Genomic DNA, 25,828 nt, shown 5'->3' with positions numbered 1-25,828 from the left:
GGCTCACCTCTCTGGTTGGGGGTGGCTGCCGCTGTAGACCTCGGCGGCACGGTGGATGTGATGGCGAGCAGCGACCGCGGCCGCCTCGGGGTCTCCCTCGGTGATGGCGCGGCACAACTCCTGGTGGTGGCCGTGGACTTCCTCGCTCCACGCTGGGTCGGCGATGAGGTTGCTCAGGCTGGACACCTCGATCCGGTCCCACAGCCGGTTCAGCGCGTCGGCCAGGTACGGGTTCGCGGCGAGCTCGCAGATCCACTGGTGGAAACGGAGGTTGGCCGCCGAGGCACCGCGCTGGTCCCCCTCGGCCGAGGACGCCTGGACCGCCTGTGCGCGCTCGGTCAGCTCGGTGAGCTGGACCCGGGGCAGCTCACCGTCGCGTGAGCGCGCCGCGGCCAGCTCGGCGGCCAGGCCCTCCAGCACCTCGCGGCACTGGTAGACGTGGCGCACCTCGGCGGCGCTCAGGCCCGCGACGACCACGCCGCCCCGCCCGCGCAGTACCAGACCGTCGCGCTCCAGCCGGGTGAGCGCCTCCCGGACCGGGGTGCGGCTCACGCTCAGCTCCGCCGCCAGCTGCCGTTCCGACAGCTGGGTCCCGGGCGGAAGGACGCCCGACAGCAACCGCTCCCGGATGCGCAGATACGCCTCGTCGGTGCTGCTCGAAGGGGTGGTGGTCGCTGCGCTCCAAGACGTCATGGAAGTGGTATACCAGGCACACCAGGCATGCCACAATGCTCATGACAGGTTTGCCGTCCGCCCCTCTCCACCCCTCGCCCACGCAAAACCGCCCCCGGCGGGCGCCGGGGGCGGTGCGGTTGCGCGGGTCCGCTACGGCAGGTTCCTGGCCATCACGACGCGCTGGACCTGGTTGGTGCCCTCGTAGATCTGGGTGATCTTGGCGTCGCGCATCATGCGCTCGACCGGGTAGTCGCGGGTGTAGCCGTAGCCGCCGAGCAGCTGGACGGCGTCCGTGGTGACCTCCATCGCCACGTCCGAGGCGAAGCACTTGGCGGCGGCGCCCTGGTAGGTGAGGTCGGCGTCGCCGCGCTCGGAGGCGGCGGCGGCCTGGTACGTCAGGGCGCGGGCGGCGGAGATCTTCATGGCCATGTCGGCGAGCATGAACTGGATGCCCTGGAAGTCGGCGATCGCCTTGCCGAACTGCTTGCGCTCCTGGACGTAGCCCTTGGCGTAGTCGAGGGCGCCCTGGGCGATGCCGAGGGCCTGGGCGGCGATGGTGATGCGGGTGTGGTCGAGGGTCTTCATGGCGGTGGCGAAGCCGGTGCCCTCGGCGCCGATCATGCGGTCGGCGGGGATGCGGACGTTGTCGAGGTAGACCTCGCGCGTCGGGGAGCCCTTGATGCCGAGCTTCTTCTCCGGGGCGCCGAAGGAGACGCCCTCGTCGGACTTCTCCACGACGAAGGCGGAGATGCCCTTGGAGCGCTTCTCGGGGTCGGTGACGGCCATCACCGTGTAGTAGTCGGAGACCCCGGCGTTGGTGATCCAGCGCTTGACGCCGTTGAGGACGAAGAAGTCGCCGTCGCGGACCGCCTTGGTCTTCATCCCGGCCGCGTCGGAGCCCGCGTCGGGCTCGGAGAGGCAGTACGAGAACATCGCGTCGCCCTTGGCGAGCGGGCCCAGGTACTTCTTCTTCAGCTCCTCGGAGCCGGACAGGATGACCGGCAGCGAGCCCAGCTTGTTGACCGCGGGGATCAGGGACGAGGAGGCGCACACCCGGGCGACCTCCTCGATGACGATCACGGTCGCGAGCGCGTCGGCGCCGCCGCCCCCGTACGACTCGGGCACGTGCACCGCGTGCAGATCATTGGCGACCAGGGCCTCCAGCGCCTCCTGCGGGAAGCGGCCCTCCTCGTCCACCTCGGCCGCGAAGGGGGCTATTTTCGCCTCGGCGAGCGAGCGGACCGAGTCGCGGAGCATGTCGTGCTCCTCGGACGGCCGGTACAGGTCGAAGTCTGCGTTTCCCGAGGACGCCAAGGTCTTCTCACTCCCCTGTGATGCTGCCTGCTGTGCTAACTACCGTTAAGTAACAGAATTCTAGGGCCGCTGCCGCGCCCCGTATACGTGAGCTACCCGACAGGAAGCCGCCGAGCCCTGTCGGAGGGGCCGACTATGCTCAGTCAGCGCATCTGAGACCGACGCTTCTGGAGCACCGCATGGCCCTCAAGATCACCGTGATCGGCACCGGCTACCTGGGCGCGACCCATGCCGCGGCCATGGCCGAGCTGGGCTTCGAGGTGCTGGGCCTGGACATCGTGCCCGAGAAGATCGCGATGCTCTCCGAGGGCCGGGTGCCCATGTACGAACCGGGCTTGGAAGATCTGCTGAAGCGGCATGTGGCGGGCGTCCCCGGCGCGACCGGGCGGCTGCGCTTCACCAGCTCCTACGAGGAGGCCGGGCAGTTCGGCGACGTCCACTTCATCTGTGTGAACACTCCGCAGAAGCACGGCGAGTACGCGTGTGACATGCGTTACGTCGACAACGCCGTGGAATCCCTCGCCCCGCATCTGCGCCGCCCGGCGCTGGTCGTCGGCAAGTCCACCGTCCCGGTCGGCAGCGCGGACCGGCTCGCGGCCCGGCTCGCCGAGCTGGCCCCGGCCGGGGCGGACGCCGAGCTGGCCTGGAACCCGGAGTTCCTGCGCGAGGGCTTCGCCGTCGAGGACACGCTGCACCCGGACCGGATCGTGGTCGGCGTCACCAGCGACAAGTCGGAGAAGGTGCTGCGGGAGGTGTACGCGACGCCGATCTCCGAGGGATCGCCGTTCGTGGTGACCGACTTCCCGACCGCCGAGCTGGTGAAGACCTCGGCGAACTCCTTCCTGGCCACGAAGATCTCGTTCATCAACGCCATGGCCGAGGTCTGCGAGGCGGCGGGCGGCGACGTGGTCAAGCTCGCCGAGGCCATCGGCTACGACGAGCGGATCGGCAAGAAATTCCTGCGGGCCGGGATCGGCTTCGGCGGCGGCTGTCTGCCGAAGGACATCCGCGCCTTCATGGCCCGCGCCGGTGAGCTGGGCGCGGACCAGGCCCTGACCTTCCTCCGCGAGGTCGACTCGATCAACATGCGGCGCCGCGGCCACATGGTCGAGCTGGCCCGCGAGGCGGTCGGCGGCAGCTTCCTCGGCAAGCGGGTCGCGGTGCTGGGCGCCACGTTCAAGCCCGACTCCGACGACGTACGGGACTCCCCCGCGCTCAACGTGGCCGGGCAGATACAGCTCCAGGGCGCCCAGGTGACCGTCTTCGACCCCAAGGGCATGGAGAACGCCCGCGCCCTCTTCCCGACCCTCGCCTACGCCCCCACCGCCCTGGAGGCGGCCCGGGGGGCCCATGCGGTGCTGCACCTCACCGAATGGCGCGAGTTCCGCGAGCTGGACCCGGTGGGCCTGGGCGAGATGGTCGCCGAGCGCCGCATCCTCGACGGCCGCAACGCGCTCGACCCCGACTACTGGCGCGACGCCGGGTGGACGTACCGCGCGCTGGGCCGCCCGATGGCGTAAGCGCCTCCCCGGCTCGCCGAACCGTTTGGCGGGTCCCGGGCCGGTAACCCGGGCCGGGACCCGAGGAGGAGCCATGGCCATCGCCACACTGACCGTCACCGCGGTCGACTGCCCCGACCCCACCGCGCTCGCCCGCTTCTACCAGCAGGTGCTGGGCGGGGAGATCAAGAACGAGGGCAAGACCTGGGTCGACCTCTTCCTGCCCGACGGGGACAGGCTGGCCTTCCAGGAGGCGCCAGGTTTCGTCCCGCCGAGCTGGCCGTCGGCGAAGGAGTCGCAGCAGCTGCATTTCGATCTGCGGGTGACCGACATGGCGGAGGCGCAGGAGAAGGTGCTGGCGCTGGGGGCGAAGGCGCTGGACCTCGACGACGACGGCGGAAAGCGGGACTTCCGCGTCTTCGCCGACCCGGCGGGGCATCCCTTCTGCCTCATCCGCCCCTGAAACGTCCCGCCCCCACCGGGGGCGTCCGGTGGGGGCGGAGAGGGGTGTTCAGCGGCGCGGGCGGCGGCCCTTCTCCTGCTTCGGGGGCTTCTGGCCGGCGCCCGGGAGGGTGGGCTTGGGGAGGTTCTCGACCTCCTCCTTGGCCTTCTCCAGCTGCTCGGCCGTGTCGTCCGGCAGCTTCGGCGGCTTCGGCGCGGCGCTGCCGAAGCCGAAGGCCGAGGTGAGGTCGCCGAACGTACGGCGGCGCCACTGGCTGATGTTGGGCTCCTTGACGCCCGTCAGCCGCTCCAGGAACTGGAGCACCGAGGTGTGGTCGAACGCCTCGCCCGCGGCCCAGCCGCCCACCGTCCACGGCGAGACGATGAGGCAGGGCACCCGGAAGCCGCCGCCGATCGGCAGGCCGCCCACGAACTCGTCCACGGTCCCGGCCTTCGGGGTGGGCGGCGGCACGTGGTCGAACAGGCCGTCGTTCTCGTCGTAGTTGAGGATGAAGACGGTCTTGCGCCACACCTCCGGGTTGGACGCGATGGCCTCGATCTTGGACGCCACGTAGTCGGCACCGGCCGCCGGGAGGTAGTCCGGGTGCTCGGAGACCTCGGCGGTCGGGATGATCCAGGAGACGGTCGGCAGCCGGTCGTTGCGCGCGTCCTCCTCGAACGTCCCGGCGGGGCTGTGCACCATGCCGCGGTCGTACAGCGGGTCACCAGGGCGGGCGTCCTGGAACTGCTGGAACTCCTCCAGGAGGTTGCAGCCGTAGTTGTCCTCCTCCTGGTAGACCTTCCAGCTGACGCCCGCCTTCTGCAGGCGCTCCGCGTACGTCGTCCAGCGGTACGGCTTGGGCGCCTTGTTCTCCAGGACCGGGCCGCCCTTGATGCCCGCCGGGTCGATCGTGCCCGTCATCCAGTACAGCCGGTTGGGCCAGGTGGGGCCGAAGACCGAGCAGTAGTAGTTGTCGCAGACGGTGAACGCCTCGGCCAGGGCGAACTGGAACGGGATGTCCTCACGGGTGTGGTAGCCCATGACGTACGGCCCGTTCTCGCCGTCCGCCTTGCGGTGCGCCGGGAGCCACTTGTCCATGGCGCCGTTGTTCCACGCCTCGTGCTGCACCGACCAGGCGTGGCTGGTGGAGGGGATCGCCTGGGCGCTGGTGGAGTGGGTGTCCAGGTGGAACGGGAGGAGGTAGCCGTCCGGGTTCTCCTCGTCCGGCTGGTGGAAGACCGACTTGCCCGTGGAGAGCTTCAGGGCGTCCGGGTCGGCGAACCCGCGTACTCCCTTGAGGGTGCCGAAGTAGTGGTCGAACGAGCGGTTTTCCTGCATCAGCAGGACGACGTGCTCGATGTCGTCGAGCGAGCCGCCCTTCGGCGGCCCGGCGGCTATCGCCTGCTGCACGCTCGGCGGCAGAAGCGTCATGGCCACGCCCGCGCCCAGCGAACCGGCGGCGGCACCAAGGAGTCTACGGCGGGTGAAGTCGGGCATTACGCCTCTTTCCCGTTTCTGTGCATGAGAGATCGTCAGACCGCTGTCGACTCTCTCGCCATGACGGCGACGGGGAAGAGACGAATTACATGAACGATGCATCAACACATCGCAAAGCCACCAAGCCCCGGTAAAGGGGTCGTTGGGGAGATGCCCCCGGGGTCAGGATTCCGGGGCGGCGTCCGGCTGGTCGAGCTGGTCGATCGTCGCGATGGACGGCCCCCGGAGCGCGCGCAAACCGCGCGCCGCGGACTCGGCGTCGCGCAGCACCCGGACGGCGTTCTGCCAGGTCAGCTTGGCGAGTTCGGCCTCGGACCAGCGGCGGTCGAGGAGTTCGGCGACGAGATTCGGGTAGCCGGCGACATCGTCCAGACCGGACGGGGTGAACGCGGTGCCGTCGTAGTCGCCGCCGATGCCGATGTGGTCGACGCCCGCCACCTCGCGCATATGGTCGAGGTGGTCGGCGACGGTGGCCGCGGTTGCCATCGGGCGCGGACGGGCCTCCTCGAACGCGCGCTGCACCTCCTTCGCGGCCTCCGTCAGCTCCAGCGGATGCAGGCCGTGCGCGCGCATGTTCTCGTCCGCCGCCTTCGTCCAGGCGACCGCCTCCGGCAGCACGAACTTCGGCACGAACGTCGCCATCGCCACCCCGCCGTTGGCCGGGAGCGCGGCCAGGACGTCGTCCGGGATGTTGCGCGGATGGTCGCAGACCGCGCGGGCGGAGGAGTGCGAGAACACCACCGGCGCCTCGCTCACCCGCAGCGCGTCGCGCATCGTGTCCGCCGAGACGTGGGAGAGGTCGACGAGCATGCCGAGCCTGTTCATCTCGCGGACGACCTCCTCGCCGAAGCGGGTGAGGCCGTGCGCCCTCGGCTCGTCCGTCGCCGAGTCCGCCCATGGGGTGTTGTCGTTGTGGGTGAGCGTCATGTAGCGCACCCCGAGGTCGTACAGGGCGCGGAGGGTCGCGAGGGAGCAGTTGATACTGTGCCCGCCCTCCGCCCCCATGAGCGACGCGATCCGGCCTTCGGCGCGGGCCGCCTCCATGTCGTCGGCCGTGAGCGACAGCCGGAGGTCGTCGGGGTATCGCTCGGTCAAACGGCGCACGACGTCGATCTGTTCGAGGGTCGCGCTGACGGCGGCGTCCCCGCTGAGGTCGGAGCGTACGAACACCGACCAGAACTGGGCGCCGACGCCGCCCTTGCGGAGGCGGGGGATGTCGGTGTGGGTGCGCTCGCTCTGGTCGACGCCGATGTCGAGTCGGTCGAGGTCGTAGCGGACCTGCTCGCGCAGGGCCCAGGGGAGGTCGTTGTGGCCGTCCACGACGGGGTGGGCGGACAGCAGTTCGCGGGCGTGCGCGAGGTGATCGGTCATCCGCGCATTTTCACCCGCCCCCCGCCCGAAGTCACGCGCGCGGACGCCTGCGGCGGGCCTTCCCCACCCCGCCCCTTCCCGAACCGGGGCTCCGCCCCGGACCCCAACTGGGGCTGCGCCCCAGCCCCCTCGGGGGCTCCGCCCCCGAACCCCCGCCGGGGCTCCGCCCCTGGACCCCGCTCCTCAATCGCCGGAGGGGCTGGAATGTGGCGCATCTCCGGACGAGGTGAAGCCCGGGGGCCGGGAGGGCTTGCCCCCGGTTCCGGGAAAGGGCGGGGTGGGGAACATCTGCCACCCCGCCGGACGCGCCCCGCAACGGTGGGTGGCACCCAGGGTCCGGGGCGCAGCCCCGGCGGGGGCCGGGGGCTTGCCCCCGGGTTCGGGAAGGGGCGGGGTGGGGAAAGCCCCGGCGCCGCGGCGTCGGGGGGCAGGATGCGACCCCGTTGTGGGCAATCGTTCCGCAGAGGGGGCACCTCCCAGCGGTAGCTGGGGGGAGGGACGGGTGGGCACAACCCGGCCACCGGGCCGCGGCCGGGAGCGAAACCCCAAGGGGCACCGCCCCAGGCGGCCCACCCGGGCGCGGCCGGGAGCGAAACGCCGAGGGGCAGCGCCCCCGGGGGTCAGTGGCCGAAACCGAAGGACGGGGAGCCGTCCACCTTGGCGCGGAGGCGCTTGCCCTTTTCTGTGGCCTGCTCGTTCAGCTCGTCCTGGAACTCCCGCATCCGCCCCTGAAGCTCCGCGTCATGCGCGGCGAGGATGCGCGCGGCGAGGAGGCCCGCGTTGCGGGCGCCGCCGATGGAGACCGTGGCGACCGGGACACCCGCGGGCATCTGGACGATGGAGAGGAGGGAGTCCATGCCGTCCAGGTACTTCAAGGGCACCGGGACGCCGATCACTGGCAGGGGGGTCACCGAGGCGAGCATGCCCGGGAGGTGGGCCGCGCCGCCGGCGCCCGCGATGATGGCCTTGAGGCCGCGGGGCGCGGCGTTCTCTCCGTAGGCGACCATCTCGCGCGGCATCCGGTGCGCCGAGACGACGTCCACCTCGTACGGGATCTCGAACTCGTCGAGGGCCTTGGCCGCTTCTTCCATGACCGGCCAGTCGGAGTCGGAGCCCATGACGATGCCGATCGCGGGCACTGGAGCGCTCATTCGGTGATGGTCCCTCGGAGGTAGTCGGCGGCGTGGCGGCCGCGCTCGCGGACGTCGGCCAGGTCGTCGCCGTAGGTGTTGACGTGGCCGACCTTGCGGCCGGGCTTCACGCCCTTGCCGTACATGTGGATCTTCAGCGCGGGGTCGCGGGCCATGCAGTGCAGGTACGCCGCGTACATGTCGGGGTAGTCGCCGCCGAGGACGTTGGTCATGACGGTCCAGGTCGCCCGGGTGTTCGGGGCGCCGAGGGGCAGGTCGAGCACCGCGCGCACATGGTTGGCGAACTGGGAGGTGACGGCGCCGTCCTGGGTCCAGTGGCCGGAGTTGTGGGGGCGCATCGCCAGTTCGTTGACGAGGATGCGGCCGTCCCGGGTCTCGAACAGTTCGACCGCGAGGTGGCCGACCACGCCCAGGTCCGCCGCGATCTTCAGCGCCAGCTCCTGCGCCTGGGCGGAGAGCGCTTCGGAGAGACCGGGGGCGGGGGCGATGACGGTGTCGCAGACGCCGTCCACCTGTATCGACTCCACGACGGGGTAGGCGACCGCCTGGCCGTGCGGGGAGCGCACGACGTTGGCGGCCAGCTCGCGCGCGAAGTCGACCATCTCCTCGGCGAGGACGGGCACCCCGGCCCGGAACGGGTCGGCGGCGTCCTCCGTATTACGGACGACCCACACGCCCTTGCCGTCGTAGCCGCCGCGCACCGTCTTGAGGACGACGGGGAAGCCGTCGCCCTCTTCGGCGAAACGCCCCACATCCTCCGGGTCGGCCACGATGCGGTGGCGGGGGCACGGCACCCCGGCCGCGCGCAGGCGCTCCCGCATCACGCCCTTGTCCTGCGCGTGCAGCAGCGCCTCGATGCCGGGGCGGATGACGACGCCGTCCGCCTCCAGTGCGCGCAGATGCTCGGCCGGGACATGCTCGTGGTCGAACGTGACCACATCACAGCCTTGTGCGAACGCACGAAGCGTTTCCAGGTCGCGGTAGTCGCCGACGACGACATCGCTGACCACTTGGGCTGCCGAGTCCTGAGGAGTGTCACTGAGCAGCTTGAACCTGATGCCGAGGGGGATACCCGCCTCGTGGGTCATGCGGGCGAGCTGGCCGCCGCCGACCATGCCGACTACCGGAAATGTCACCCTCCAAGGGTAACTTCTCGCCACGACCGCCCCTGACCTGCGCTTGGATGATCCTCCAGATATTCATACCGGACTCTTGTTCGCGGCCTCCCGGCGTGCGTCCCCACCGCTGGTTAGCATGGGGAGATGTTGTCGATGCTGACGAAACGGGGCTGAACGGTCACCATGAGTGAACGACGCATGCTCGGCGGGCTGAGCACCCAGGTGGGGCGGCTCGCCCGGGAGATCGCGAAGTTCGGGGTGGTCGGCGGCGCCGGCGTCTTCGTCAACCTCGCCGTCTTCAACCTGGTCCGCAGCGTCACCGAGCTGCCGGTGGTGCGGGCCAGCATCGTGGCGACGGTGGTCGCGACCTGCTTCAACTACGTGGGCTACCGGTATTTCACCTACCGCGACCGGGACAAGCAGGGGCGCACCAAGGAGCTGAGCCTGTTCCTGCTGTTCAGCGCGATCGGCCTGGTCATCGAGAACGGTGTGCTCTACACGGCGACGTACGGCTTCGGCTGGGACAGCTCGCTCGCGAGCAACGTCTTCAAGTTCCTCGGCATCGGCATCGGCACCCTCTTCCGCTTCTGGTCCTACCGGACCTGGGTGTTCCGGGCGCTGCCCGCGCGGGAGGCGGTGGAGAGCGCGGAGGCGATCCTCGCGGATGCGCCACCGGCCAGGCCCGGCCGCCGCAACAACGACAAGCAGCCGATCCGTAAGTAAGCAGCTCAGGAGGGCCGGACGTCCTCCGCCACGCGGCTCAGGAAGAGCGCGAACACCGGCGGATACGGCTGAAGCAACTCCAGCCGCCCCCCGTCCGCCTCCGCCAGATCGCGGGCGACCGCGAGGCCGAGCCCGGTGGAGTTCCGTCCGCTGACCGTCCGTTCGAAGACCCGCGCGCCGAGGTCGGGCGGCACGCCCGGGCCCTCGTCGGTGACCTCCACCACGGCCTGGTTGCCGGTGACGCGGGTGCGCAGCGCGACCGTACCGTCGCCGTGCATCAGCGAGTTCTCGATGAGGGTGGCGAGCACCTGGGCGACCGCGCCCGGGGTGCCGACCGCCCGCAGCCCCTTCTTGCCGGAGCGCACGATCGCGCGCCCCTCGCTGCGGGAGGCCGGGCGCCACTCCTCGATCTGCTGCTTGACGACCTCGTCGAGGTCGAAGGCGACCGCGGAGCCGCTGCGCGGGTCGCGCGAGTTCGTCAGCAGCCGCTGGACGACGTCGGTGAGCCGCTCGACCTGGCCCAGCGCGATCGACGCCTCCTCCTTGACGATGTCCGGGTCGTCGGTGAGCGTGATCTCCTCCAGCCGCATGGACAGCGCGGTCAGCGGCGTCCGCAGCTGGTGCGAGGCGTCGGCCGCGAGCCGCCGCTCGGCGGTGAGCATCCGGGCGATGCGCTCGGCGCTGGCGTCCAGGACATCGGCGACCCGGTCCAGTTCGGGCACCCCGTAGCGGCGGTGGCGCGGGCGCGGGTCACCGGAGCCCAGCCGTTCGGCGGTCTCGGCGAGGTCGGTGAGCGGCGCGGAGAGCCGGTGCGCCTGCCGTACGGCGAGGAAGACCGCGGCGAGGACCGCGAGCAGCGCGACCGCCAGGATGATCAGCATGGTGCGGCCGATCTCCCGGCTCACCGTCGTACGGGACGCCTCGACCCGTACCGTCTCGCCCTGTTCGCCGCGCTCCTGGGAGGAGATGACGCTGCCCTGGGGGCGCTTGCCGATCTCGACGTCCGGGTGGTGCGGGATCGTGATCAGGGCGTAGCGCCCGGGTTCGATCTGCTCGCGCAGCACCTTGTGGGTGACGCCCTCGCCGCCGAGCAGCCTGCTGTCCACGATGCTGACCAGCCGCACCGCGTCCGAGCTGACGCTCTCCTGGGCGCTGTTCTCGATGGTCCGGGTCTCCACGATGACGAGCGAGACGCCGAAGACGGCGATGACGACGAGCACCACGGCGAGCGTGGAGTTGATCAGGCGACGGCGCATGGTCCTACCGTGTCAGCCACCGTCAGCTCTTCTCGAACCGGAAGCCGACGCCCCGGACGGTGGCGATGTAACGGGGGTTGGCGGCGTCGTCCCCGAGCTTCTTGCGCAGCCAGGAGATATGCATGTCGAGCGTCTTGGTGGAGGACCACCAGGTGGTGTCCCACACCTCGCGCATCAGCTGGTCGCGGGTGACGACCCGGCCCGCGTCCCGCACCAGGACCCGCAGCAGGTCGAACTCCTTGGCGGTCAGCTGGAGCTCCTCGTCGCCCATCCACGCGCGGTGCGACTCGACGTCGATGCGGACGCCGTGGGTCGCGGGCGCCTGGGCCTGGGTCTCGACGGCGCCGCGGCGCAGCAGGGCCCGGACGCGGGCCAGCAGCTCGGCGAGGCGGAAGGGCTTGGTGACGTAGTCGTCGGCACCGGCGTCCAGGCCGACCACGGTGTCGACCTCGTCGGCGCGCGCGGTGAGCACCAGCACAGGGAAGCCATGGCCCTCGGTGCGCAGCCTGCGACAGACCTCCAGCCCGTCCATCCCGGGCAGTCCGAGGTCGAGGACGAGCAGATCGACGCCTCCTTGCAGACCGGCGTCGAGCGCGGTGGGTCCGTCCTCCCGCACCTCCACCTCGTACCCCTCGCGGCGCAGGGCGCGGGCCAGGGGTTCCGAGATCGATGCGTCATCCTCGGCGAGCAAAACTCGGGTCATGAGGTGATGGTAGTCCGCCGGGGTTCGCGCACGGGGCGCGCAGGTGGTGACGCAGGGAGCACGACCGGTTGCACGCGCACTACGTGATCCATGTCTCACTCAAGAGTGTCAAGTGCGTGTCGTATGGTGAAACAACGTCTGTAGCACTCCTCCGGGACCTTTGGTGGGTTCGACGCGCCGAAGGTCTCTCTCATGCCCGGGCCCGGACACCGGAATCACCGGACATCGGGGAGTCAGCGGAACGGACGGAGCCGGCAACGACCAGCGGGCCGCCCGGCGCTCAGCCACCCCCACGGGCGCCCTCTACGCGTGTTGACGCGCGGCAGTGCACCCCTGAGCTCTGTTAAGGAACCCCCACATGGCGTCCAGTATGTCGAAGGGCGCGACCGCGCAGGAGAACCCTGCCAGCGGTGGCAAGACCTTCTTCGGCCATCCTCGCGGCCTCGCCACGCTCTTCATGATCGAAATGTGGGAGCGCTTCAGCTTCTACGGCATGAGAGCGCTCCTCGTCGTCTATCTGATCTCCGGCGGCCCGGACGCCAAGGACGGCGGTCAGGGCGGCGGCCTCGGGATGTCCGAGGGCAACGCGGTGGCCATCTACTCGGTCTACCTGGCCATGGTCTATCTGCTGGCCATGCCGGGCGGCTGGTTCGGCGACCGGGTCTGGGGGCCGCGCAAGACGGTCGTGGTGGCGTCCGGCATCGTGATGGCCGGTCATCTGGCGCTCGCCGTGCCCGGTCAGGCGACCTTCTTCGTCGGACTCGCCCTGGTCGCGCTCGGCTCCGGGCTGATCAAGGCCAACATCTCCACGATGGTCGGCCAGCTCTACGACGGACCGCAGGACCCGCGCCGCGACGGCGGGTTCACCATCTTCTACATCGGCATCAACCTCGGCGCGTTCGCCGCTCCGCTGGTGATCGGCACCGTCGGCCAGTCGTACAACTGGCACCTGGGCTTCGCGCTCGCGGCGCTGGGCATGGCGCTGGGCCTGGTCCAGTTCCTGATCGGCACCCGTCACCTGAGCCCCGAGAGCAGCACCGTGCCGACGCCGCTGGCGGCCGAGGAGCGCCGGTCCTGGGTGCGCAAGGGCCTGATCTGGCTGGCCGTCGCCGCCGTCTTCTACACCGGCGTGGTGCTCAGCGGCCAGTGGACGCTCAACTGGGCGCTGGTCCCGATCACCCTGCTCGGCCTGATCATCCCGATCGGGGTGCTGGTGCGGATCAAGCGGGACCGGGAGCTGTCGGAGGTCGAGCAGACGAAGGTCAGCGGCTACATCTGGTTCTTCGCGGCCGCGGCCGTGTTCTGGATGATCTACGACCAGGGCGGCTCCACGATGGCCGCCTTCGCCGACGTCAAGACCGCGACCACGATCTTCGGCTTCGACTTCCCGTCCTCCTGGTTCCAGTCGGTGAACCCGCTGCTGATCATGGCGCTGGCCCCGGTCTTCGCCTGGCTGTGGCTGTGGCTCGCACGGCGTGACCGGGAGCCGAACACCACGCTGAAGTTCGCCTTCGGCCTGGTCATGATCGGTCTCTCGTTCTTCGTCTTCGTGCTGCCGATGCAGGCGGCCTCGGACGGGACGAAGGTCAGCCCGCTGTGGCTGGTGTCGATCTACCTGATCCAGACCATGGGTGAGCTGTGCGTCTCCCCGGTCGGCCTGTCGGTGACGACCAAGATGGCGCCCGCGAAGTACGCGAGCCAGATGATGGGCGTGTGGTTCCTCGCCGTGACCGCCGGTGACTGTGTCACCGGGATGCTGTCCATCGCCGGGGTCGACCTGAGCGGTCCTGGCGTGATCGCGCTGGAGGCGACCGCGGCGGCGCTCGCGGGCATCGGGGTCTTCGTGTACCGCAAGAAGGTCGTGGCGCTCATGGCCGACGTGCACTGAGGCAGTCGTAACGACAGAGGGCCCGGCCCCGAACCGTCGTCGGTTCGGGGCCGGGCCCTTCTTGTCGTTATGCCCAGCAGCCGTTGACCGTGGCGGCCAGGCCGTCCATGGCGTCCGTGATCTTGGAGTTCGCGGCGGTGGAGTTGTTCTCGATGAAGGAGAAGACCTTCCAGCGCCCGTCCTTGCCCTGGGTCACCCCGCTCAGCGCGATCGCGCCGGTCAGGGTGCCGGTCTTCGCCCGCACCTTGTTCACGGCGCACTTCGAGTCCGGGTCGTCGAAGCGGGCGTACTCGGGACCGAGGGTGCTGCCCGCCTCACCGGCGACCGGGAGGCCGTCGAGGATCGGCCCGAGCGTGGCCTGGTTCCGCGGCTCGGTGGCGTTGTCCAGGATGGCCGCGATGGTGGCGGCCGGTATCCGGGTGGCGCGGGAGAGGCCGCTGCCGTCGTGCAGTACGACGTTGCCGAGCGGGATGCCGTACCGCTCCAGCGCCGCGCGGACGGCCGCCGTGCCGCCCTCGAACGTGGCGGGCTGGCCCGCCTTGACGGCGGTCATCCGCAGCAGCGTCTCGGCCATGTCGTTGTTGCTGGTCTTGAGCATCGTACGGACCAGCTCGGCCACCGTCGGCGACAGCTTCTGCGCCACCGGCACATCGCCGCCGCCCGCCACCCCGCGCGTGACGTCGCCGTCGACGGTGACGCCCTTCTCGGCGAGCTTGCCCGCGAAGACCTTCCCGGCGTCCAGGGCGGTGTCCTGGGAGAGCTTCTGGTCGACCGACAGGGCGCGTACGGGGGCGACCTGGTCGTCGTAGTAGTCCGGGCGCCAGCCCTCGGCCATGGTGGGCTCGGGGAAGAGGCTGTCGTCGATGCGGACCTTGACGTTCGTCACGCCCGCCGCCTTGAGCCCGGCGACGGCCGTCTGCGCCATCTCGCCGAGATCGTCGCTGCTCAGAGTGCGGTCGCCGCCGCCGACGAGGGTGAGGGTGCCGTTGCTGTAGACGACCTTGGTGGTGAACCGGGCTTGCGGGCCCAGGTCGTTCAGGGCCGCGGTGGCGGTGGCGAGCTTGGCGTTGGAGGCGGGCATCAGGGCGGTCGAGGCGTCATGGCCCCAGATCACCTGGTCCGAGGCGGCGTCCAGCACCACGCCGCTGACGCTGCTGCCGTTGTTGATCAGGCTCGGGTTGTTGATGCGCTCACCGAGCTTCGCGGCCATCACCTGGTCGGCGTCGCTGAGCGGCCCCGCGGCGTCCGGGGAGCCGACCGTGGTGGCCGCGGCGGCGCTCTGGTCGGCGGCGAAGGCCGAAGGACCGGCGAACACTGCCCCGGCCACCGGCGCGGTCGCGGCGATGACGAGAGCGCGGCGGGCGGCCACGCTCATCGCCTTGGGCTTGCGGTGCCGGTGACGCCCGGGAGCGTGCGGGGCGGAGGGGGTTGCTGGATCGGTGCGTACGGCGTCCATATGAAGTTCCTGTTGGGCTGTGGGGGAGAGCGACCGGGCGGGTGCTCGACCAGCCCAACGATGCGCTCGTGCAGGCCACAGGCTAGACGGCGCCGCCTAACGTCCCGCTAACGCAGCGTTGCGGCACAGCCGTTCGCCCCGCCGCGCGGTGTGCGGCGGGGCGAGGCGGGCTCGTTCAGCGGGTGCCGCGCAGCTTGCGCCACGGGGTGAGGGTGAAGATCGCGCCGCCGAGCAGGATCGTCGTACCGGCGATCAGGCCGAGCGCCGTGAGGCCGCCGTGGTCGCCCGCACCGGTCTCGGCGAGGCCGCCGCTGGTGCCGCTGGTGCCGCTGCTCGTCGAGCCCGATGTCCCGGTGCCGCCGGAGGTGGTGGTGCCGCCCGAGGTGCTGGTTCCTCCCGTGGTGCCGCCGGGCTGGGCCGTGGTGTCCAGCTCCAGCGAGGCGCCGGGGTCCTTGGCGGGGGTACAGGTGGTGGTCGTACCCAGCGCCTTGACCGTCAGCACGCCCGGAGTGAGCGTGGCCTTGCCACTCGCGCCCGGCTTGTAGGTGCCGGTCAGATCCGGGATCTCGATCGGGTCACCGGACTTGATGGGCCCCTTGTTGGTCGGGCCCTGCACGGAAACGGTGCCCTTGTCGGCGCCGCCGACCTTGACGTCCATGGACGGCTTGACCGAGTCCGCGGGGATGTCGGCCGGGCTGTCCATCACGGACTTGCCGAACTTCACGGTCAGGTCGAAGCTGCCGCCGCTCTTCTTGGCGTCGATGCGGACCGGGGAGGTCGCGGTCTTGTCGCCGATGGGCGTCTTGCAGGCGTACTGGACCTGCACCTCCTTGCCGGTGTACGAGTCGCCGCCGCCGTTGCCGCCACCGGTGGTGGTCCCGCTGGTGGTTCCGGAGGTGGTGCCGGACGTGGTGCCGCTCGTCGTGCCCGACGTGGTTCCGGAGGTGGTTCCGGACGTCGTACCGCTCGTGGTGCCCGCTGTGGTGCCGGACGTCGTACCGCTGGTGGTGCCGCCCGAGGTGCTGCCGTCCGTCACCTTGATGGTGGCGGACGCCTTCACGGCCTCCTTCGCCGTGCACTTGGTGTCGGTCGACAGCGGCTCGCTGACGTTGATGTTGTACCCGCCGGGCGTCAGCGTGACCTCACCGGCCTTCGTCAGCTTCAGCTTGGCCGTCATGTCCGACAGCTTCATCGGGCTGTCCTTGGGGATCGCCGGATTCTCCCGCGGCCCCTCCATGGCCAGTTCACCGGTCTGCGCCCCGCCCACCGTGAGCGTGCCGGTGGGCTTCACGGTGTTCTCCGCGATGTCGAGGATCGGCGGGTTCTTGGAGGCGGCCTGGACCGTCTTCCACACCACCTCGACCTCGTCGCCGACCTTGGCCGTCGCCGGGGCCTGCACGTCCACGGTCGTGGTGCCCTCCACCGGGGGCAGTCCGGAGATGGGCGGCGGCAGGCATTCGGTCTGGTACGAGACCTCGGCGCCGTATGCGGTGCTCGCGCCGAACAGCACGCCCGCACCGCCGAGCAGCAGTGCGGCGGCGGCCGCACTCACTCTTCGTTGCGTCCTCACGTCGTTCCCTTCGGGTTCGGTCGGTTCTCCTCGGACGGTGCGGAAAGGTGGTGCTTCGATGTCCCCGGCAGCGTGTCCGGGGTGAACCAGGGCAGGGCGGTGCCGCCCGCCGCGCTCGCCGCGGCGGCGGGAGCGGCGGCGGGAGCGGTGGCCGGGGCGGACGGGGTGGCCTTGTGGGCCGGGGGTGTGCGCGGCCGTACCTTGTCCACGACGGCCATGCCGATACGGAAGACCGCCGCCGGGACGACGACGCACAGCAGGATCCAGAAGAGGGTGACGCCCCAGGGCCGCCCCACGCCCCACGGCTGCTCGACGAGCACCTTGCGCCCGTAGCGGAGCGACACCTGGTAGTCGCCGTGCGCGCCCGCCGACAGCTCGACGGGCAGCTTGACCTGCGCCTTCTTCCCCGGCTGGATGGTGCCGCGCCACTGCTGCTCCTCCCAGTCGGGGGCGAAGACGCCGTGCGCGGTGCCCACCTGGAAGACCGGATCGCGGGCGGGGGTCGAGCCGAGATTGCCGACGGTGACGACGAGCCGTCGCTGCGGGGGCGCGCCGAACCAGGTCAGCAGCCCGCTGGAGCCGTCGAGCCGCGCGGAGAGCGCGCTGAGCCGTTCACCGCCGGTGCGCTGTTCGGGCAGGGGCGCGACGGGATGCCCGGCGACCTTGAACGCCACGTCCGCGGCGGCGGCTTCGCCGGTGACGGTCGCGACATGGACGACGCAGGGACAGGGCTTGGGCGGTTCGGCGACCGGAAGCTTTCGTTTGAAGGTGCCGCCCGCTCCGGTCGTGACCGCCCTGCCGTCGGCGTTGGCGCAGGAGTTGGTGCCGCCGATCATGTTCTGACCGCAGATGAGCAGGGTGAGCAGGGCGCGCGGCCGCCAGCCGGTGCCGCTCACGGTGATCGTGCCGCCCGTGCCCGCCTGCGCCCGGGACACCTTCGCGGCCGGGCGTCCGTCGGCCGCGGCGGCGGGCCCGGAGGGCGGTACGACGAGGGCGAGCGCGGTGAGCAGGGCGGCCAGCAGCCCGGCGTACCGACGGGGGCGCATTGCGGCGTTCACGGGCTCGCTCCTGACTCCGTGCCGTCCATCCGGTTCCGTTTGCGTCTGCGCACCAGCCAGGTGCCGCCTCCGCCCGCCGCGCCCAGTGCCGTGACCGCCGCGGCGGCGAGCAGCCACCCGGGGGCGGCGGTGTACGTGGCGGAGGCCGCCGCGTGCGCCCCGCCGCCCGCGGTGACGGTGAGCCTCACGTCCACCGCGTCCAGGGCGGGGGCGTCCGGCCAGCGCTCGGTGAGCCGCACCCGCTTGCCGGGCGGCACCCGGACGGGGAGGGTGCGGGCGTCCCGGCGCAGCACCGCGCCGAAGAGACCGTCGGCGCGTACGGCCAGCCGCGGGGTCAGCGCGGTGTTGCCGCGATTGACGACCGCGTAGCGGATGGCCGCCCCGCCGCCGCCCCCGTTCCGTACGACCGTCACGTCCTCGACGGAGAGCGCGGACAGCGTGGCGCCGCTGATCCGCAGATGCATCCGTACGCCGGTCCGGTGGCCGCCGCCGGTGACGACGAGCGCGCCGGAACGGTCGCCGGGCGCCGCGTCGGGCGGAACGGTGACGGTGAAGGGGACATCGGCGCGGGTGCGGGCCGGAACCTTCACCGTACGGGCGGAGAACGCGATCCAGGCGCCCTCGGCCCCCTCACCCCGGAGCCGCAGGGTGCGGGAGCGCTTGTCCCTGTTGGTGACCGCGAGCCTGTCCTGGAGGACGGTGCCGGGCCGCCCCTCCAGGTAGAAGTACGGCCGGTCGGCGGCGTCCGGCGCGCTGCCCGCGCCGGGCGCGGGCGCCGCCGACCAGCCGGGCGCGGCGGCAGCGGCGGGCGTCGCGGGCTGCGCGGGCAGCGCGGGTACGCCCAGCAGCGCCGTCGCAGCGGCGAGTGCGGCGGCCGCGCGTAACGCGGCGCCGGTACGGGACGGCATGCCCGCAGCTCTAGGGGGTGGCCCGCCGGCGGCGGGTCAGCCAGAGCGCCCCGGCCGCTCCGGTGAGGAGCACCGTGCCGCCGAGGGTGCCGAGCGCGATGGCGGAGTCGGTGGGTCCGGTCTGCGGCAGCTGGCCGCCGCCGGTGCTGCCGGTACCGCCCGTGCTGCCCGTACCGCCGGTGCTGCCGGTGCCGCCCGTACTCCCCGTGCCGCCACTGCCGCTCGTACCACCGCTGCCGCTGGTGCCCCCGGTGGAGCCGGAGCCGCCGGAGCCGCCCGCCGCCTTGACGTCCAGGGTCAGCGAGGGCTTGGGGCTGTTGCCCGGCGTACAGGTCGTGGTCGTACCCAGCGCCTTGATGGTCAGGGTCGACGCGGTGAAGGTGACCTTGCCGCTCTTCTTGGGGGTGTACGTGCCCGTCAGCGTGCTGATCTTGATGGGCGTATCGGCGGGGATGGCCTTGTCGTTGGCGGGACCGGACACCGACACCGTGCCGGTCTCCGCGCCGCCCAGCTTGATGAGCGCGCTCGGGTGCATGGCCCCCTTGCCGAGTTCGACGGGGCTGGAGGAGACGCCCTTCTCGAACGACATGGTGAGCTTGTAGGCGCTGCCGCTCGGAGCGCCCTTGATGTCGATGGGTGATACGGCGCTTTTGTCGCCGATCGGCGTCTTGCACTGATAGTTGACGTCCACCGTGGCCGCGTGCGCGGCCGGAGCGGTGAGCAGGACCGCCGAACCGGCAACGGCCACGGCCAACGCGAGGGCGCCGCCACGGCCGGCCGCACGGCGTTGTGGTTGGGACACCTGAGATCCCCTCTCGTCAAGCGCCGCAGCCGAATGTAACTGACGGCACATCAGATCGGGCGCCGACAGTACGCCGGGGACCTTGACGAGGGAAGACAAAGAGCACGCCGAATCGACGTGAAAAGGATGACCGCTTCAGGGCGGTCAGCGCCCGAGCAGGGAGGGCACCCGCGTGGGGAGGGGCCGGGGCCGTGCTCTTCAGGCGGGCGCGGCCAGCTCGGCCCAGACGGTCTTGCCGGATCCCTCCGCGTTCCGCACGACCCCCCAGTCGAGGCACAGCCGCTGCACGATGAACATCCCGTGGCCGCCCGGCCGACCGGCGCGGTGCGGGGTGCGCGGGGCGGGCGTACCGGTGCCGAGGTCCACGACTTCGAGGCGGAGCACCTTCGCGTTGCAGCTGACCCGCAGTTCCTCGGGGCCGTCGGCGTGCAGGCAGGCGTTGGTGACCAGCTCGGAGACGACGAGCAGCACATCCTCCGCGGCGGCCCGCTGGTCGGCGGTCGCGGCCGGAAGCCAGCCCCAGTCACGCAGCGCCTCGCGCGTGAAGTCCCGAGCGCGCGGCACGGCGCCGCTGGCCCCGATCAGATGGAGCCTGCGGAGCTGACGAACCCGCCCGGGGGGTGGAGTGGCCGGTGGGGCAGCCGAAGCGGCAGGGCCGTCCGGATCCGGGCCGCGGTCGCCCGGCGGATACGGCCGGGTGGTGCTCATCAGCGCTTCACCTCACCGATTCACCGATTCAGGGACAAGGGATACCTGATCTCTTCAACAGTTTCAGCCTGTCTCCTGCCCGGCCAAAGCGTGAGAACACCCACTTCTCCGGTACGGCTCGTGTGACGCGGACAACGCCCCGATGACATGCTGCCGACGCACCGGAAACAGGAGTGGCGGAGATCACTCGACAAGCGCTGCGTCGAGGGATTCGTGGACCGTGAAGACGGCCTCCGCGCCCGTGATCTCGAACACGCGGGCAACGACCGGCTGCATTCCGGCAAGATGGACCGCCCCGCCTTCGGCCTCGGCCTTCAGTCGGGCGCCGAGCAGCACATTGAGGCCGGTGGAGTCGCAGAACTCCAGATGCGAGCAGTCCACGACCAGCCGCACGCGACCCCCCTCCACGCACTGCTCCAGCGGTTCCCGCAGCACCTCGGCGGTGTGGTGGTCCAGCTCACCCGTCGGTGTCACGACCGCGCTCGCCCCATGGTGCCGAACCTCGACCTGGAGCCGGCCCTTGCTGGCGCTGCCGACCATCCCGCGGTCCATGTGCGCACCTCTTCTGGCGTCTCGTTGCTTTCGATTGCGCGCAATGAACCTTACGCCTTTGACCGGTCCTCCGGTAGCCGAACATTTCGCATAGTTCGGCAAATATGGACAACGTGGACTTGCCACGCACCAGTGAATACGGGTAGGCGTAGTAGGAACACATCCGAACACGGACCGGCTTTGGAGGCGCCGCTCACCGGAGCAGCAACGTCATGGCATCGGCAGCCATATGCCGAGAACGACGGAGGAGACTATGTCACCCCAGCTCGACGACTCGCGTACCGACCCGTCTTGGAGTACCAGGGCCACCGTCTCGTCGACTCCCGTACCCGAACAGCTCGTCCCTGATGCGGATGCCCAGGAGATCGCCGGATATTCCTTCGACGAACTGACGGAATTGTCCGATCTGCCGGAAATCCCCTCATTCGAGACGGTGAGTCCGGTCGATGCGCGGGCCCTTTCGAAGACGCTCTTCGAGCGCATCGAGGTGCTCGAAGAAGGCACCCACGAGTACGCCTACGTCCGCAACACCCTGGTCGAGCTGAACCTCGCCCTGGTCAAGTTCGCCGCCTCCCGCTTCCGCTCCCGCAGCGAGCCGATGGAGGACATCGTCCAGGTCGGCACCATCGGCCTCATCAAGGCCATCGACCGGTTCGAGCCGGGCCGGGGCGTCGAGTTCCCCACCTTCGCGATGCCGACCATCGTCGGCGAGATCAAGCGCTTCTTCCGGGACACCAGTTGGTCCGTGCGCGTGCCCAGGCGGCTCCAGGAGCTGCGGCTCGACCTGGCCAAGGCCGGTGACGAGCTGGCCCAGCGGCTGGACCGCGCGCCGACGGTGGGCGAGCTGGCCGCGCGGCTGGACATCACCACCGCCGAGGTCGTCGAGGGCATGGCCGCGAGCAACGCGTACACCGCAAGCTCGCTGGACGCCCAGCCGGAGGAGGACGACTCCGAGGGCGCGCTGGCGGACCGCATAGGCTACGAGGACCACGGGCTCGAAGGCATCGAGTACGTCGAGTCCCTGAAGCCGCTGATCGCCGATCTGCCCGCCCGGGACAAGCAGATCCTCTCCCTGCGCTTCGTGGCCAACATGACGCAGTCGGAGATCGGCGAGGAACTGGGCATCTCCCAGATGCATGTCTCCAGGCTGCTGTCGCGCACCCTCCGTCGGCTCCGCAAGGGCCTGATGATCGAGGAGTAACGCTTCCGCAGACGGATAAGGGCCCGCCCCCGCTCGCCGGGACGGGTCCTTATTCGCGCCCTGTTCCTCTGATATGCGGTCAGACGAGCGTGCCCGCGCGCCACACCGCCGAGACCAGCGGCACGCCGGGGCGGTAGGCGAGGTGGACGTGCGAGGGCGCGTCCAGCAGCGCGAGGTCGGCCCGGGCACCGGGGGCGATCCGTCCCACGTCGTCGCGGCGCAGCGCCCGCGCCCCGCCCGCGGTGGCCGCCCAGACCGCCTCGTCCGGGGTCATCCCCATGTCCCGTACGGCCAGGGCGACGCAGAACGGCATCGAGCTGGTGAAGGACGAGCCGGGGTTGCAGTCCGGCGACAGCGCGACCGTGGCGCCCGCGTCCAGCAGCCGGCGCGCGTCCGGATACGTCGAGCGGGTCGAGAACTCCGCCCCTGGCAGCAGCGTGGCGACCGTCTCGCCCTGCGCGAGGGCGTCCACGTCGGCGTCGGTGAGATGGGTGCAGTGGTCGGCGGAGGCCGCGCCCAGCTCGACGGCGAGCTGCACGCCCGGGCCGTACGAGAGCTGGTTGGCGTGGACGCGCGGGATGAGCCCGCGCTCCTTCCCCGCGGTGAGGACGGCACGGGCCTGGTCGCCGTCGAACGCGCCCCGTTCGCAGAAGACGTCGACCCAGCGGGCGTGCGGGGCGCACATGTCGAGCATCGGGCCGGTGACCAGGTCGACGTACGCGGCGGGGTCGTCGGCGAACTCGGGGGCGACGATGTGCGCGCCGAGGAACGTCACCTCGTCGGTGTGGGCGGCCGCGATGGACAGGGCGCGGGCCTCGTCCTCCGAGGTGAGGCCGTAGCCGGACTTGATCTCGATGGTGGTGGTGCCCTGGTGCAGGGCCTCCACCACATAGCGGGCGACGTTGGCGTTCAGCACGTTGTTCGAGGCGGCGCGGGTGGCGGCCACGGTGGTGCGGATGCCGCCCGCGCTGTAGGCCCGGCCTGACATCCGGGCGTTGAACTCCTCGGTGCGGTCGCCCGCGAAGACCAGGTGGGAGTGGGAGTCGACGAAGCCCGGAATGGCGGCCCGGCCCGCCGCGTCGACCCGGTTGTCGGTGGCGGGTGCTTTGCTTGTCTCACCGACCCAGGCGATGCGGTCACCGTCGATGACGACCGCCGCGTCCTGGATCAGACCGAGGGGGCCTTCGCCGAGGGAGGGGTCGTTGGTGACGAGGCTGGAGATGTGGACGAGGGCCGTCGTGGTGGGGGTCGTGACCGTGTCGGTTGCGGTGGTCATGGTGGGGGCGTTCTCCTTGATCAGCCGGCTCGGCCTGGTCGGCGTGGTCAATGTGATCGGCGTGATCGGCCTGGTGGGCCTGGTCAGCCGTGCAGGGCCGCGATGGCGTCGGCCAGTGCTTCGGGCACGCGCGGGACGAGCTGGTGGGCCCCGTCCCGTACGACATGGCGGCCGCCGACCACGGTGTGCCGGACGTCGGCGTTGGTCGCCGCGAATATCGCCGTCTCGGCGGCCAGCCGGGGTGGCGGCCCCGCCGTGCGGACCGAGTCCAGCGCGATCGTGGTGAGGTCGGCGAGCGCGCCCACCTCGATCCGGCCCGTGTCCGCGCCCCAGCCGAGCGCGGCGTGACCGTCGGCGGTGGCGGCGCGCAGCAGCTGGGCGGCGGTCCAGTGGCCGCGGGTGCGGGTGTGCAGCCGCTCGTCCAGCTCCATCGCGCGGGCCTCTTCGAGGATGTCGATCACGGCGTGGCTGTCGCTGCCCAGGGACAGCGGTGAGCCCGCCCGGTCCAGCTCGGCGGCCGGGCCGATGCCGTCGGCGAGGTCCCGCTCGGTGGTCGGGCACATGCACACGCCGGTGGCCGAGTGGCCCAGCAGCCGGATGTCGCCGGGGGTGAGATGGGTCGCGTGCACGGCCGTCGTGCGCGGGCCCAGCACCCCGTGGTCGGCGAGCACCCGGGTGGGGGTGAAGCCGTGCGCCTCCACGCAGGCGTCGTTCTCGGCGGTCTGCTCGGAGAGGTGCACATGGAGGGGCGCCGCCTGTCCCTCGGCCCAGCCGGAGACGGTCGCGAGCTGATCGACGGGGACGGCCCGCACCGAGTGGATGGCGGCGCCGATGCGGGTGTTGCCGTCGCCCTTGAGCGCGGAGACCCGCTCGGCCCAGGCTTCGGCCGTGCCGTCCGAGAAGCGCAGCTGGTGCTCGTCGGGCTCCGCGCCGAAACCGGAGGAGAGATAGCAGGTGTCGAGGAGGGTGATGCGGATACCGGCCTCGGCCGCGGCCGCGATCAGCGCCTCCCCCATGGCGTTGGCGTTGCCGTAGCGGCTGCCGCCGGGCGCGTGGTGGAGATAGTGGAACTCGCCGACGCAGGTGATGCCCGCCATGGCCATCTCGGCGTACACGGCACGGGCCAGATCGAAGTAGCTGTCCGGGGTGAGCCGGTCGGCCACCTCGTACATCACCTTGCGCCAGGTCCAGAACGAGTCCGGCGCCGCGCCGTCCCCCGGGTTCGCCGAGGCGCCCGCCTGCACGATGCCGCGCAGGGCCCGGTGGAAGGCGTGGCTGTGGGCATTGGCCAGGCCGGGGACGGTCAGCCCGCGCAGCGTCACGGAACCGGCCGGATGCTGTGCGGGACTCCCTGGCCGCACGGCCTTGATCCGCCCGTCCGTGGCCACCACGATGACCACGTCCGGCACCACCTGGCCGTCCAGCCAGGCGTACTCCGCCCAGTAGGTCTGCGCCGTCAGTGACACGCCAACCCCTCCAGTACCTGCGCGAGCGCGGCCACACCGGCGAGGCAGTCGTCCTCGCCCGCCGTCTCCGCGGGTGAGTGCGAGACGCCGGTGGGGTTCCTTACAAACAGCATGGCGGTCGGAACCGACGCGGACAAAATGCCCGCGTCGTGCCCGGCTCCTGTGGGGAGCACCGGAACGCCGCCGAGCAGGCCCGACAGCTGGTCACGGAGGTCGTGGGCGAATTCCACGACGGGCGTGAAGGACTCCCGGGTGACCCGGACGTCCACTCCGTCGCGCTGCCCGCGCTCGACGGCGGCGCGCTCGATCTCGCCGACGACGGCGGCCAGGGTCTCCTCGTCGGGCGCCCGCGAGTCCAGCCAGCCGCGCACCAGGCTGGCGATCGCGTTCACCCCGTTCGGCTCGACGCCGACCTTGCCGAAGGTCGCGAGCGCCCCCGCGAGGCGGGCCTTCTTGCGGGCCGCGAGCACGGTGTTCGCGTACGTGAGCATGGGGTCACGGCGGTCGTCCAGACGGGTCGTCCCGGCGTGGTTGGCCTCGCCGTGGAAGTCGAACCGCCAGCGGCCGTGCGGCCAGATCGCGGACGCGACGCCGACGGGGGTGTCCTTGCCGTCGGTCGTGTCGTCCAGGGCCCGGCCCTGCTCGATGTGCAGCTCCACGAACGCGCCGATGCGGGCCAGCCGCTCCGGGTCAGGGCCGATGGCCTCCGGGTCGTACCCGGCGCGCTCCATGGCCTGCGGCAGCGTGATCCCGTCAGCGTCGCGGAGGGCGTGGGCCCGGTCCTTGGTGAGCTGCCCGGCGGTGAGCCGGGACCCCGCGCAGGCCAGGCCGAAGCGGGCGCCCTCCTCGTCGCCGAAGTTGACGATGGCGAGCGGCTTGGTGGGCCGCGCGCCGCGTGCCCGTAGCTCGTCGAGGGCGGCGAAGGACGAGACGACGCCCAGGGGGCCGTCGAAGGCGCCGCCGTCAGGGACGGAGTCCAGGTGGGAGCCGGTGACGATGGCGTCGCCCGCGGTGGGGTCGCCGAGCCAGGCCCACTGGTTGCCGTTGCGGTCCAGCTCGTAGGTCAGGCCGCGGGTTTCCGCCTGTGCCTGGAACCAGGCGCGGCAGTCGGTGTCGGCGCCGGTCCAGGCGTAGCGGCGGTAGCCGCCGGTCTCCGCGTGGCGGCCGATGGGGGCCAGGTCGCGCCACATCTCG

General features: G+C 71.2%; 23 protein-coding genes. 5 read left to right on the top strand and 18 right to left on the bottom strand.

Annotation, left to right across the window (positions count from 1 at the left end):
• Positions 1 to 3: 3 nt before the first annotated feature.
• Positions 4 to 693, bottom strand: a complete 690-nt coding sequence (locus ACH4TL_RS40255) for a GntR family transcriptional regulator (RefSeq protein WP_398328659.1) — start codon at positions 691 to 693, stop codon at positions 4 to 6.
• Positions 694 to 825: 132 nt separating this feature from the next.
• Complete coding sequence (locus ACH4TL_RS40250; RefSeq protein WP_398328662.1) at positions 826 to 1,989, bottom strand: acyl-CoA dehydrogenase; 1,164 nt, start codon at positions 1,987 to 1,989, stop codon at positions 826 to 828.
• 179 nt (positions 1,990 to 2,168) lie between these two features.
• Here ACH4TL_RS40250 and ACH4TL_RS40245 point away from each other — a divergent pair, with 179 nt between their 5' ends.
• Together ACH4TL_RS40245 and ACH4TL_RS40240 are read left to right on the top strand one after the other, a co-directional pair.
• The gene (locus ACH4TL_RS40245) at positions 2,169 to 3,509 is read left to right on the top strand and encodes a UDP-glucose dehydrogenase family protein (RefSeq protein WP_398328665.1); all 1,341 of its coding nucleotides are present in this window, start codon (positions 2,169 to 2,171) and stop codon (positions 3,507 to 3,509) included.
• 73 nt (positions 3,510 to 3,582) lie between these two features.
• Positions 3,583 to 3,951 carry a VOC family protein gene (locus ACH4TL_RS40240; protein ID WP_398328668.1) on the top strand — a complete coding sequence of 123 codons (369 nt, stop codon included), beginning with the start codon at positions 3,583 to 3,585 and terminating at the stop codon, positions 3,949 to 3,951.
• 48 nt (positions 3,952 to 3,999) lie between these two features.
• Here the strand turns inward: ACH4TL_RS40240 and ACH4TL_RS40235 are convergent, their stop codons facing one another.
• The 4 genes from ACH4TL_RS40235 to ACH4TL_RS40220 form a co-directional block, all read right to left on the bottom strand.
• A complete protein-coding gene (locus ACH4TL_RS40235; RefSeq protein ID WP_398328671.1) occupies positions 4,000 to 5,427 on the bottom strand; it encodes an alkaline phosphatase family protein in 1,428 nt (475 codons plus the stop codon).
• Positions 5,428 to 5,589: 162 nt separating this feature from the next.
• Complete coding sequence (locus tag ACH4TL_RS40230; protein WP_398328674.1) at positions 5,590 to 6,798, bottom strand: dipeptidase; 1,209 nt, start codon at positions 6,796 to 6,798, stop codon at positions 5,590 to 5,592.
• A 620-nt stretch (positions 6,799 to 7,418) separates the two neighbouring features.
• A complete protein-coding gene (gene purE, locus ACH4TL_RS40225; protein WP_398328678.1) occupies positions 7,419 to 7,949 on the bottom strand; it encodes a 5-(carboxyamino)imidazole ribonucleotide mutase in 531 nt (176 codons plus the stop codon).
• Positions 7,946 to 9,085: a 5-(carboxyamino)imidazole ribonucleotide synthase gene (locus tag ACH4TL_RS40220; protein ID WP_398328681.1), complete on the bottom strand. Its 1,140-nt coding sequence runs from the start codon at positions 9,083 to 9,085 to the stop codon at positions 7,946 to 7,948. Before ACH4TL_RS40220 ends, purE begins: the two co-directional genes overlap by 4 nt.
• A 165-nt stretch (positions 9,086 to 9,250) precedes the next feature.
• On the opposite strand from ACH4TL_RS40220, the gene ACH4TL_RS40215 reads away from it, so the two are divergent.
• Positions 9,251 to 9,790: a GtrA family protein gene (locus ACH4TL_RS40215; protein WP_398328684.1), complete on the top strand. Its 540-nt coding sequence runs from the start codon at positions 9,251 to 9,253 to the stop codon at positions 9,788 to 9,790.
• Positions 9,791 to 9,795: 5 nt separating this feature from the next.
• On the opposite strand, the gene ACH4TL_RS40210 is transcribed toward ACH4TL_RS40215, so the two are convergent.
• Together ACH4TL_RS40210 and ACH4TL_RS40205 are read right to left on the bottom strand one after the other, a co-directional pair.
• Entirely contained in the window at positions 9,796 to 11,046 is a 1,251-nt protein-coding gene (locus ACH4TL_RS40210) for an ATP-binding protein (RefSeq protein WP_398328687.1), read from the bottom strand.
• A gap of 22 nt (positions 11,047 to 11,068) precedes the next feature.
• Positions 11,069 to 11,749: a response regulator transcription factor gene (locus ACH4TL_RS40205; protein ID WP_123101300.1), complete on the bottom strand. Its 681-nt coding sequence runs from the start codon at positions 11,747 to 11,749 to the stop codon at positions 11,069 to 11,071.
• Positions 11,750 to 12,107: 358 nt separating this feature from the next.
• Here ACH4TL_RS40205 and ACH4TL_RS40200 point away from each other — a divergent pair, with 358 nt between their 5' ends.
• The gene (locus tag ACH4TL_RS40200; protein WP_398328692.1) at positions 12,108 to 13,637 is read left to right on the top strand and encodes a peptide MFS transporter; all 1,530 of its coding nucleotides are present in this window, start codon (positions 12,108 to 12,110) and stop codon (positions 13,635 to 13,637) included.
• A gap of 67 nt (positions 13,638 to 13,704) precedes the next feature.
• On the opposite strand, the gene dacB is transcribed toward ACH4TL_RS40200, so the two are convergent.
• From dacB to ACH4TL_RS40165, 7 genes are all read right to left on the bottom strand, one after another.
• A complete protein-coding gene (dacB, locus tag ACH4TL_RS40195; protein WP_398328897.1) occupies positions 13,705 to 15,012 on the bottom strand; it encodes a D-alanyl-D-alanine carboxypeptidase/D-alanyl-D-alanine-endopeptidase in 1,308 nt (435 codons plus the stop codon).
• A 256-nt stretch (positions 15,013 to 15,268) separates the two neighbouring features.
• Entirely contained in the window at positions 15,269 to 16,645 is a 1,377-nt protein-coding gene (locus ACH4TL_RS40190; RefSeq protein ID WP_398328695.1) for a hypothetical protein, read from the bottom strand.
• 14 nt (positions 16,646 to 16,659) lie between these two features.
• Positions 16,660 to 17,709, bottom strand: coding sequence for a neocarzinostatin apoprotein domain-containing protein (locus ACH4TL_RS40185; RefSeq protein WP_398328900.1), 1,050 nt, complete (start codon positions 17,707 to 17,709; stop codon positions 16,660 to 16,662).
• Between the two features lie 8 nt (positions 17,710 to 17,717).
• Positions 17,718 to 18,629, bottom strand: coding sequence for a hypothetical protein (locus ACH4TL_RS40180; RefSeq protein ID WP_398328698.1), 912 nt, complete (start codon positions 18,627 to 18,629; stop codon positions 17,718 to 17,720).
• Between the two features lie 10 nt (positions 18,630 to 18,639).
• Positions 18,640 to 19,431 (bottom strand): LPXTG cell wall anchor domain-containing protein, encoded by a 792-nt coding sequence (locus ACH4TL_RS40175; protein ID WP_398328701.1) that lies wholly within the window; start codon positions 19,429 to 19,431, stop codon positions 18,640 to 18,642.
• A 198-nt stretch (positions 19,432 to 19,629) separates the two neighbouring features.
• Positions 19,630 to 20,139 (bottom strand): ATP-binding protein, encoded by a 510-nt coding sequence (locus tag ACH4TL_RS40170; protein WP_398328704.1) that lies wholly within the window; start codon positions 20,137 to 20,139, stop codon positions 19,630 to 19,632.
• A gap of 183 nt (positions 20,140 to 20,322) precedes the next feature.
• Entirely contained in the window at positions 20,323 to 20,691 is a 369-nt protein-coding gene (locus ACH4TL_RS40165; RefSeq protein WP_009717368.1) for an STAS domain-containing protein, read from the bottom strand.
• Positions 20,692 to 20,944: 253 nt separating this feature from the next.
• On the opposite strand from ACH4TL_RS40165, the gene ACH4TL_RS40160 reads away from it, so the two are divergent.
• Positions 20,945 to 21,892: an RNA polymerase sigma factor SigF gene (locus ACH4TL_RS40160; protein ID WP_398328707.1), complete on the top strand. Its 948-nt coding sequence runs from the start codon at positions 20,945 to 20,947 to the stop codon at positions 21,890 to 21,892.
• 79 nt (positions 21,893 to 21,971) lie between these two features.
• Here the strand turns inward: ACH4TL_RS40160 and hutI are convergent, their stop codons facing one another.
• The 3 genes from hutI to ACH4TL_RS40145 form a co-directional block, all read right to left on the bottom strand.
• Positions 21,972 to 23,168: an imidazolonepropionase gene (gene hutI / locus ACH4TL_RS40155; RefSeq protein ID WP_398328710.1), complete on the bottom strand. Its 1,197-nt coding sequence runs from the start codon at positions 23,166 to 23,168 to the stop codon at positions 21,972 to 21,974.
• 83 nt (positions 23,169 to 23,251) lie between these two features.
• Positions 23,252 to 24,628, bottom strand: a complete 1,377-nt coding sequence (locus tag ACH4TL_RS40150; protein WP_398328903.1) for a formimidoylglutamate deiminase — start codon at positions 24,626 to 24,628, stop codon at positions 23,252 to 23,254.
• Positions 24,625 to 25,824: an allantoate amidohydrolase gene (locus tag ACH4TL_RS40145; protein ID WP_398328906.1), complete on the bottom strand. Its 1,200-nt coding sequence runs from the start codon at positions 25,822 to 25,824 to the stop codon at positions 24,625 to 24,627. The genes ACH4TL_RS40150 and ACH4TL_RS40145 overlap by 4 nt, the downstream gene beginning before the upstream one ends.
• Positions 25,825 to 25,828 lie beyond the last annotated feature (4 nt).

The organism is Streptomyces sp. NPDC021115 (assembly GCF_044333065.1).
Lineage (GTDB): Bacteria > Actinomycetota > Actinomycetes > Streptomycetales > Streptomycetaceae > Streptomyces.
Note: the sequence above shows the minus strand (reverse complement) of the source record. Positions and strands in the feature narration are given on the sequence as shown.

What these genes read in the sequence shown, in the direction of transcription:
- ACH4TL_RS40255 (WP_398328659.1), bottom strand. Translation starts at nt 693, where the DNA reads ATGACGTCTTGGAGCGCAGCGACCACCACCCCTTCGAGCAGCACCGAC.
- ACH4TL_RS40245 (WP_398328665.1), top strand. Translation starts at nt 2,169, where the DNA reads ATGGCCCTCAAGATCACCGTGATCGGCACCGGCTACCTGGGCGCGACC.
- ACH4TL_RS40240 (WP_398328668.1), top strand. Translation starts at nt 3,583, where the DNA reads ATGGCCATCGCCACACTGACCGTCACCGCGGTCGACTGCCCCGACCCC.
- ACH4TL_RS40235 (WP_398328671.1), bottom strand. Translation starts at nt 5,427, where the DNA reads ATGCCCGACTTCACCCGCCGTAGACTCCTTGGTGCCGCCGCCGGTTCG.
- ACH4TL_RS40230 (WP_398328674.1), bottom strand. Translation starts at nt 6,798, where the DNA reads ATGACCGATCACCTCGCGCACGCCCGCGAACTGCTGTCCGCCCACCCC.
- purE (WP_398328678.1), bottom strand. Translation starts at nt 7,949, where the DNA reads ATGAGCGCTCCAGTGCCCGCGATCGGCATCGTCATGGGCTCCGACTCC.
- ACH4TL_RS40215 (WP_398328684.1), top strand. Translation starts at nt 9,251, where the DNA reads ATGAGTGAACGACGCATGCTCGGCGGGCTGAGCACCCAGGTGGGGCGG.
- ACH4TL_RS40210 (WP_398328687.1), bottom strand. Translation starts at nt 11,046, where the DNA reads ATGCGCCGTCGCCTGATCAACTCCACGCTCGCCGTGGTGCTCGTCGTC.
- ACH4TL_RS40205 (WP_123101300.1), bottom strand. Translation starts at nt 11,749, where the DNA reads ATGACCCGAGTTTTGCTCGCCGAGGATGACGCATCGATCTCGGAACCC.
- ACH4TL_RS40200 (WP_398328692.1), top strand. Translation starts at nt 12,108, where the DNA reads ATGGCGTCCAGTATGTCGAAGGGCGCGACCGCGCAGGAGAACCCTGCC.
- dacB (WP_398328897.1), bottom strand. Translation starts at nt 15,012, where the DNA reads ATGAGCGTGGCCGCCCGCCGCGCTCTCGTCATCGCCGCGACCGCGCCG.
- ACH4TL_RS40185 (WP_398328900.1), bottom strand. Translation starts at nt 17,709, where the DNA reads ATGCGCCCCCGTCGGTACGCCGGGCTGCTGGCCGCCCTGCTCACCGCG.
- ACH4TL_RS40180 (WP_398328698.1), bottom strand. Translation starts at nt 18,629, where the DNA reads ATGCCGTCCCGTACCGGCGCCGCGTTACGCGCGGCCGCCGCACTCGCC.
- ACH4TL_RS40170 (WP_398328704.1), bottom strand. Translation starts at nt 20,139, where the DNA reads ATGAGCACCACCCGGCCGTATCCGCCGGGCGACCGCGGCCCGGATCCG.
- ACH4TL_RS40165 (WP_009717368.1), bottom strand. Translation starts at nt 20,691, where the DNA reads ATGGACCGCGGGATGGTCGGCAGCGCCAGCAAGGGCCGGCTCCAGGTC.
- ACH4TL_RS40160 (WP_398328707.1), top strand. Translation starts at nt 20,945, where the DNA reads ATGTCACCCCAGCTCGACGACTCGCGTACCGACCCGTCTTGGAGTACC.
- hutI (WP_398328710.1), bottom strand. Translation starts at nt 23,168, where the DNA reads ATGACCACCGCAACCGACACGGTCACGACCCCCACCACGACGGCCCTC.
- ACH4TL_RS40145 (WP_398328906.1), bottom strand. Translation starts at nt 25,824, where the DNA reads ATGTGGCGCGACCTGGCCCCCATCGGCCGCCACGCGGAGACCGGCGGC.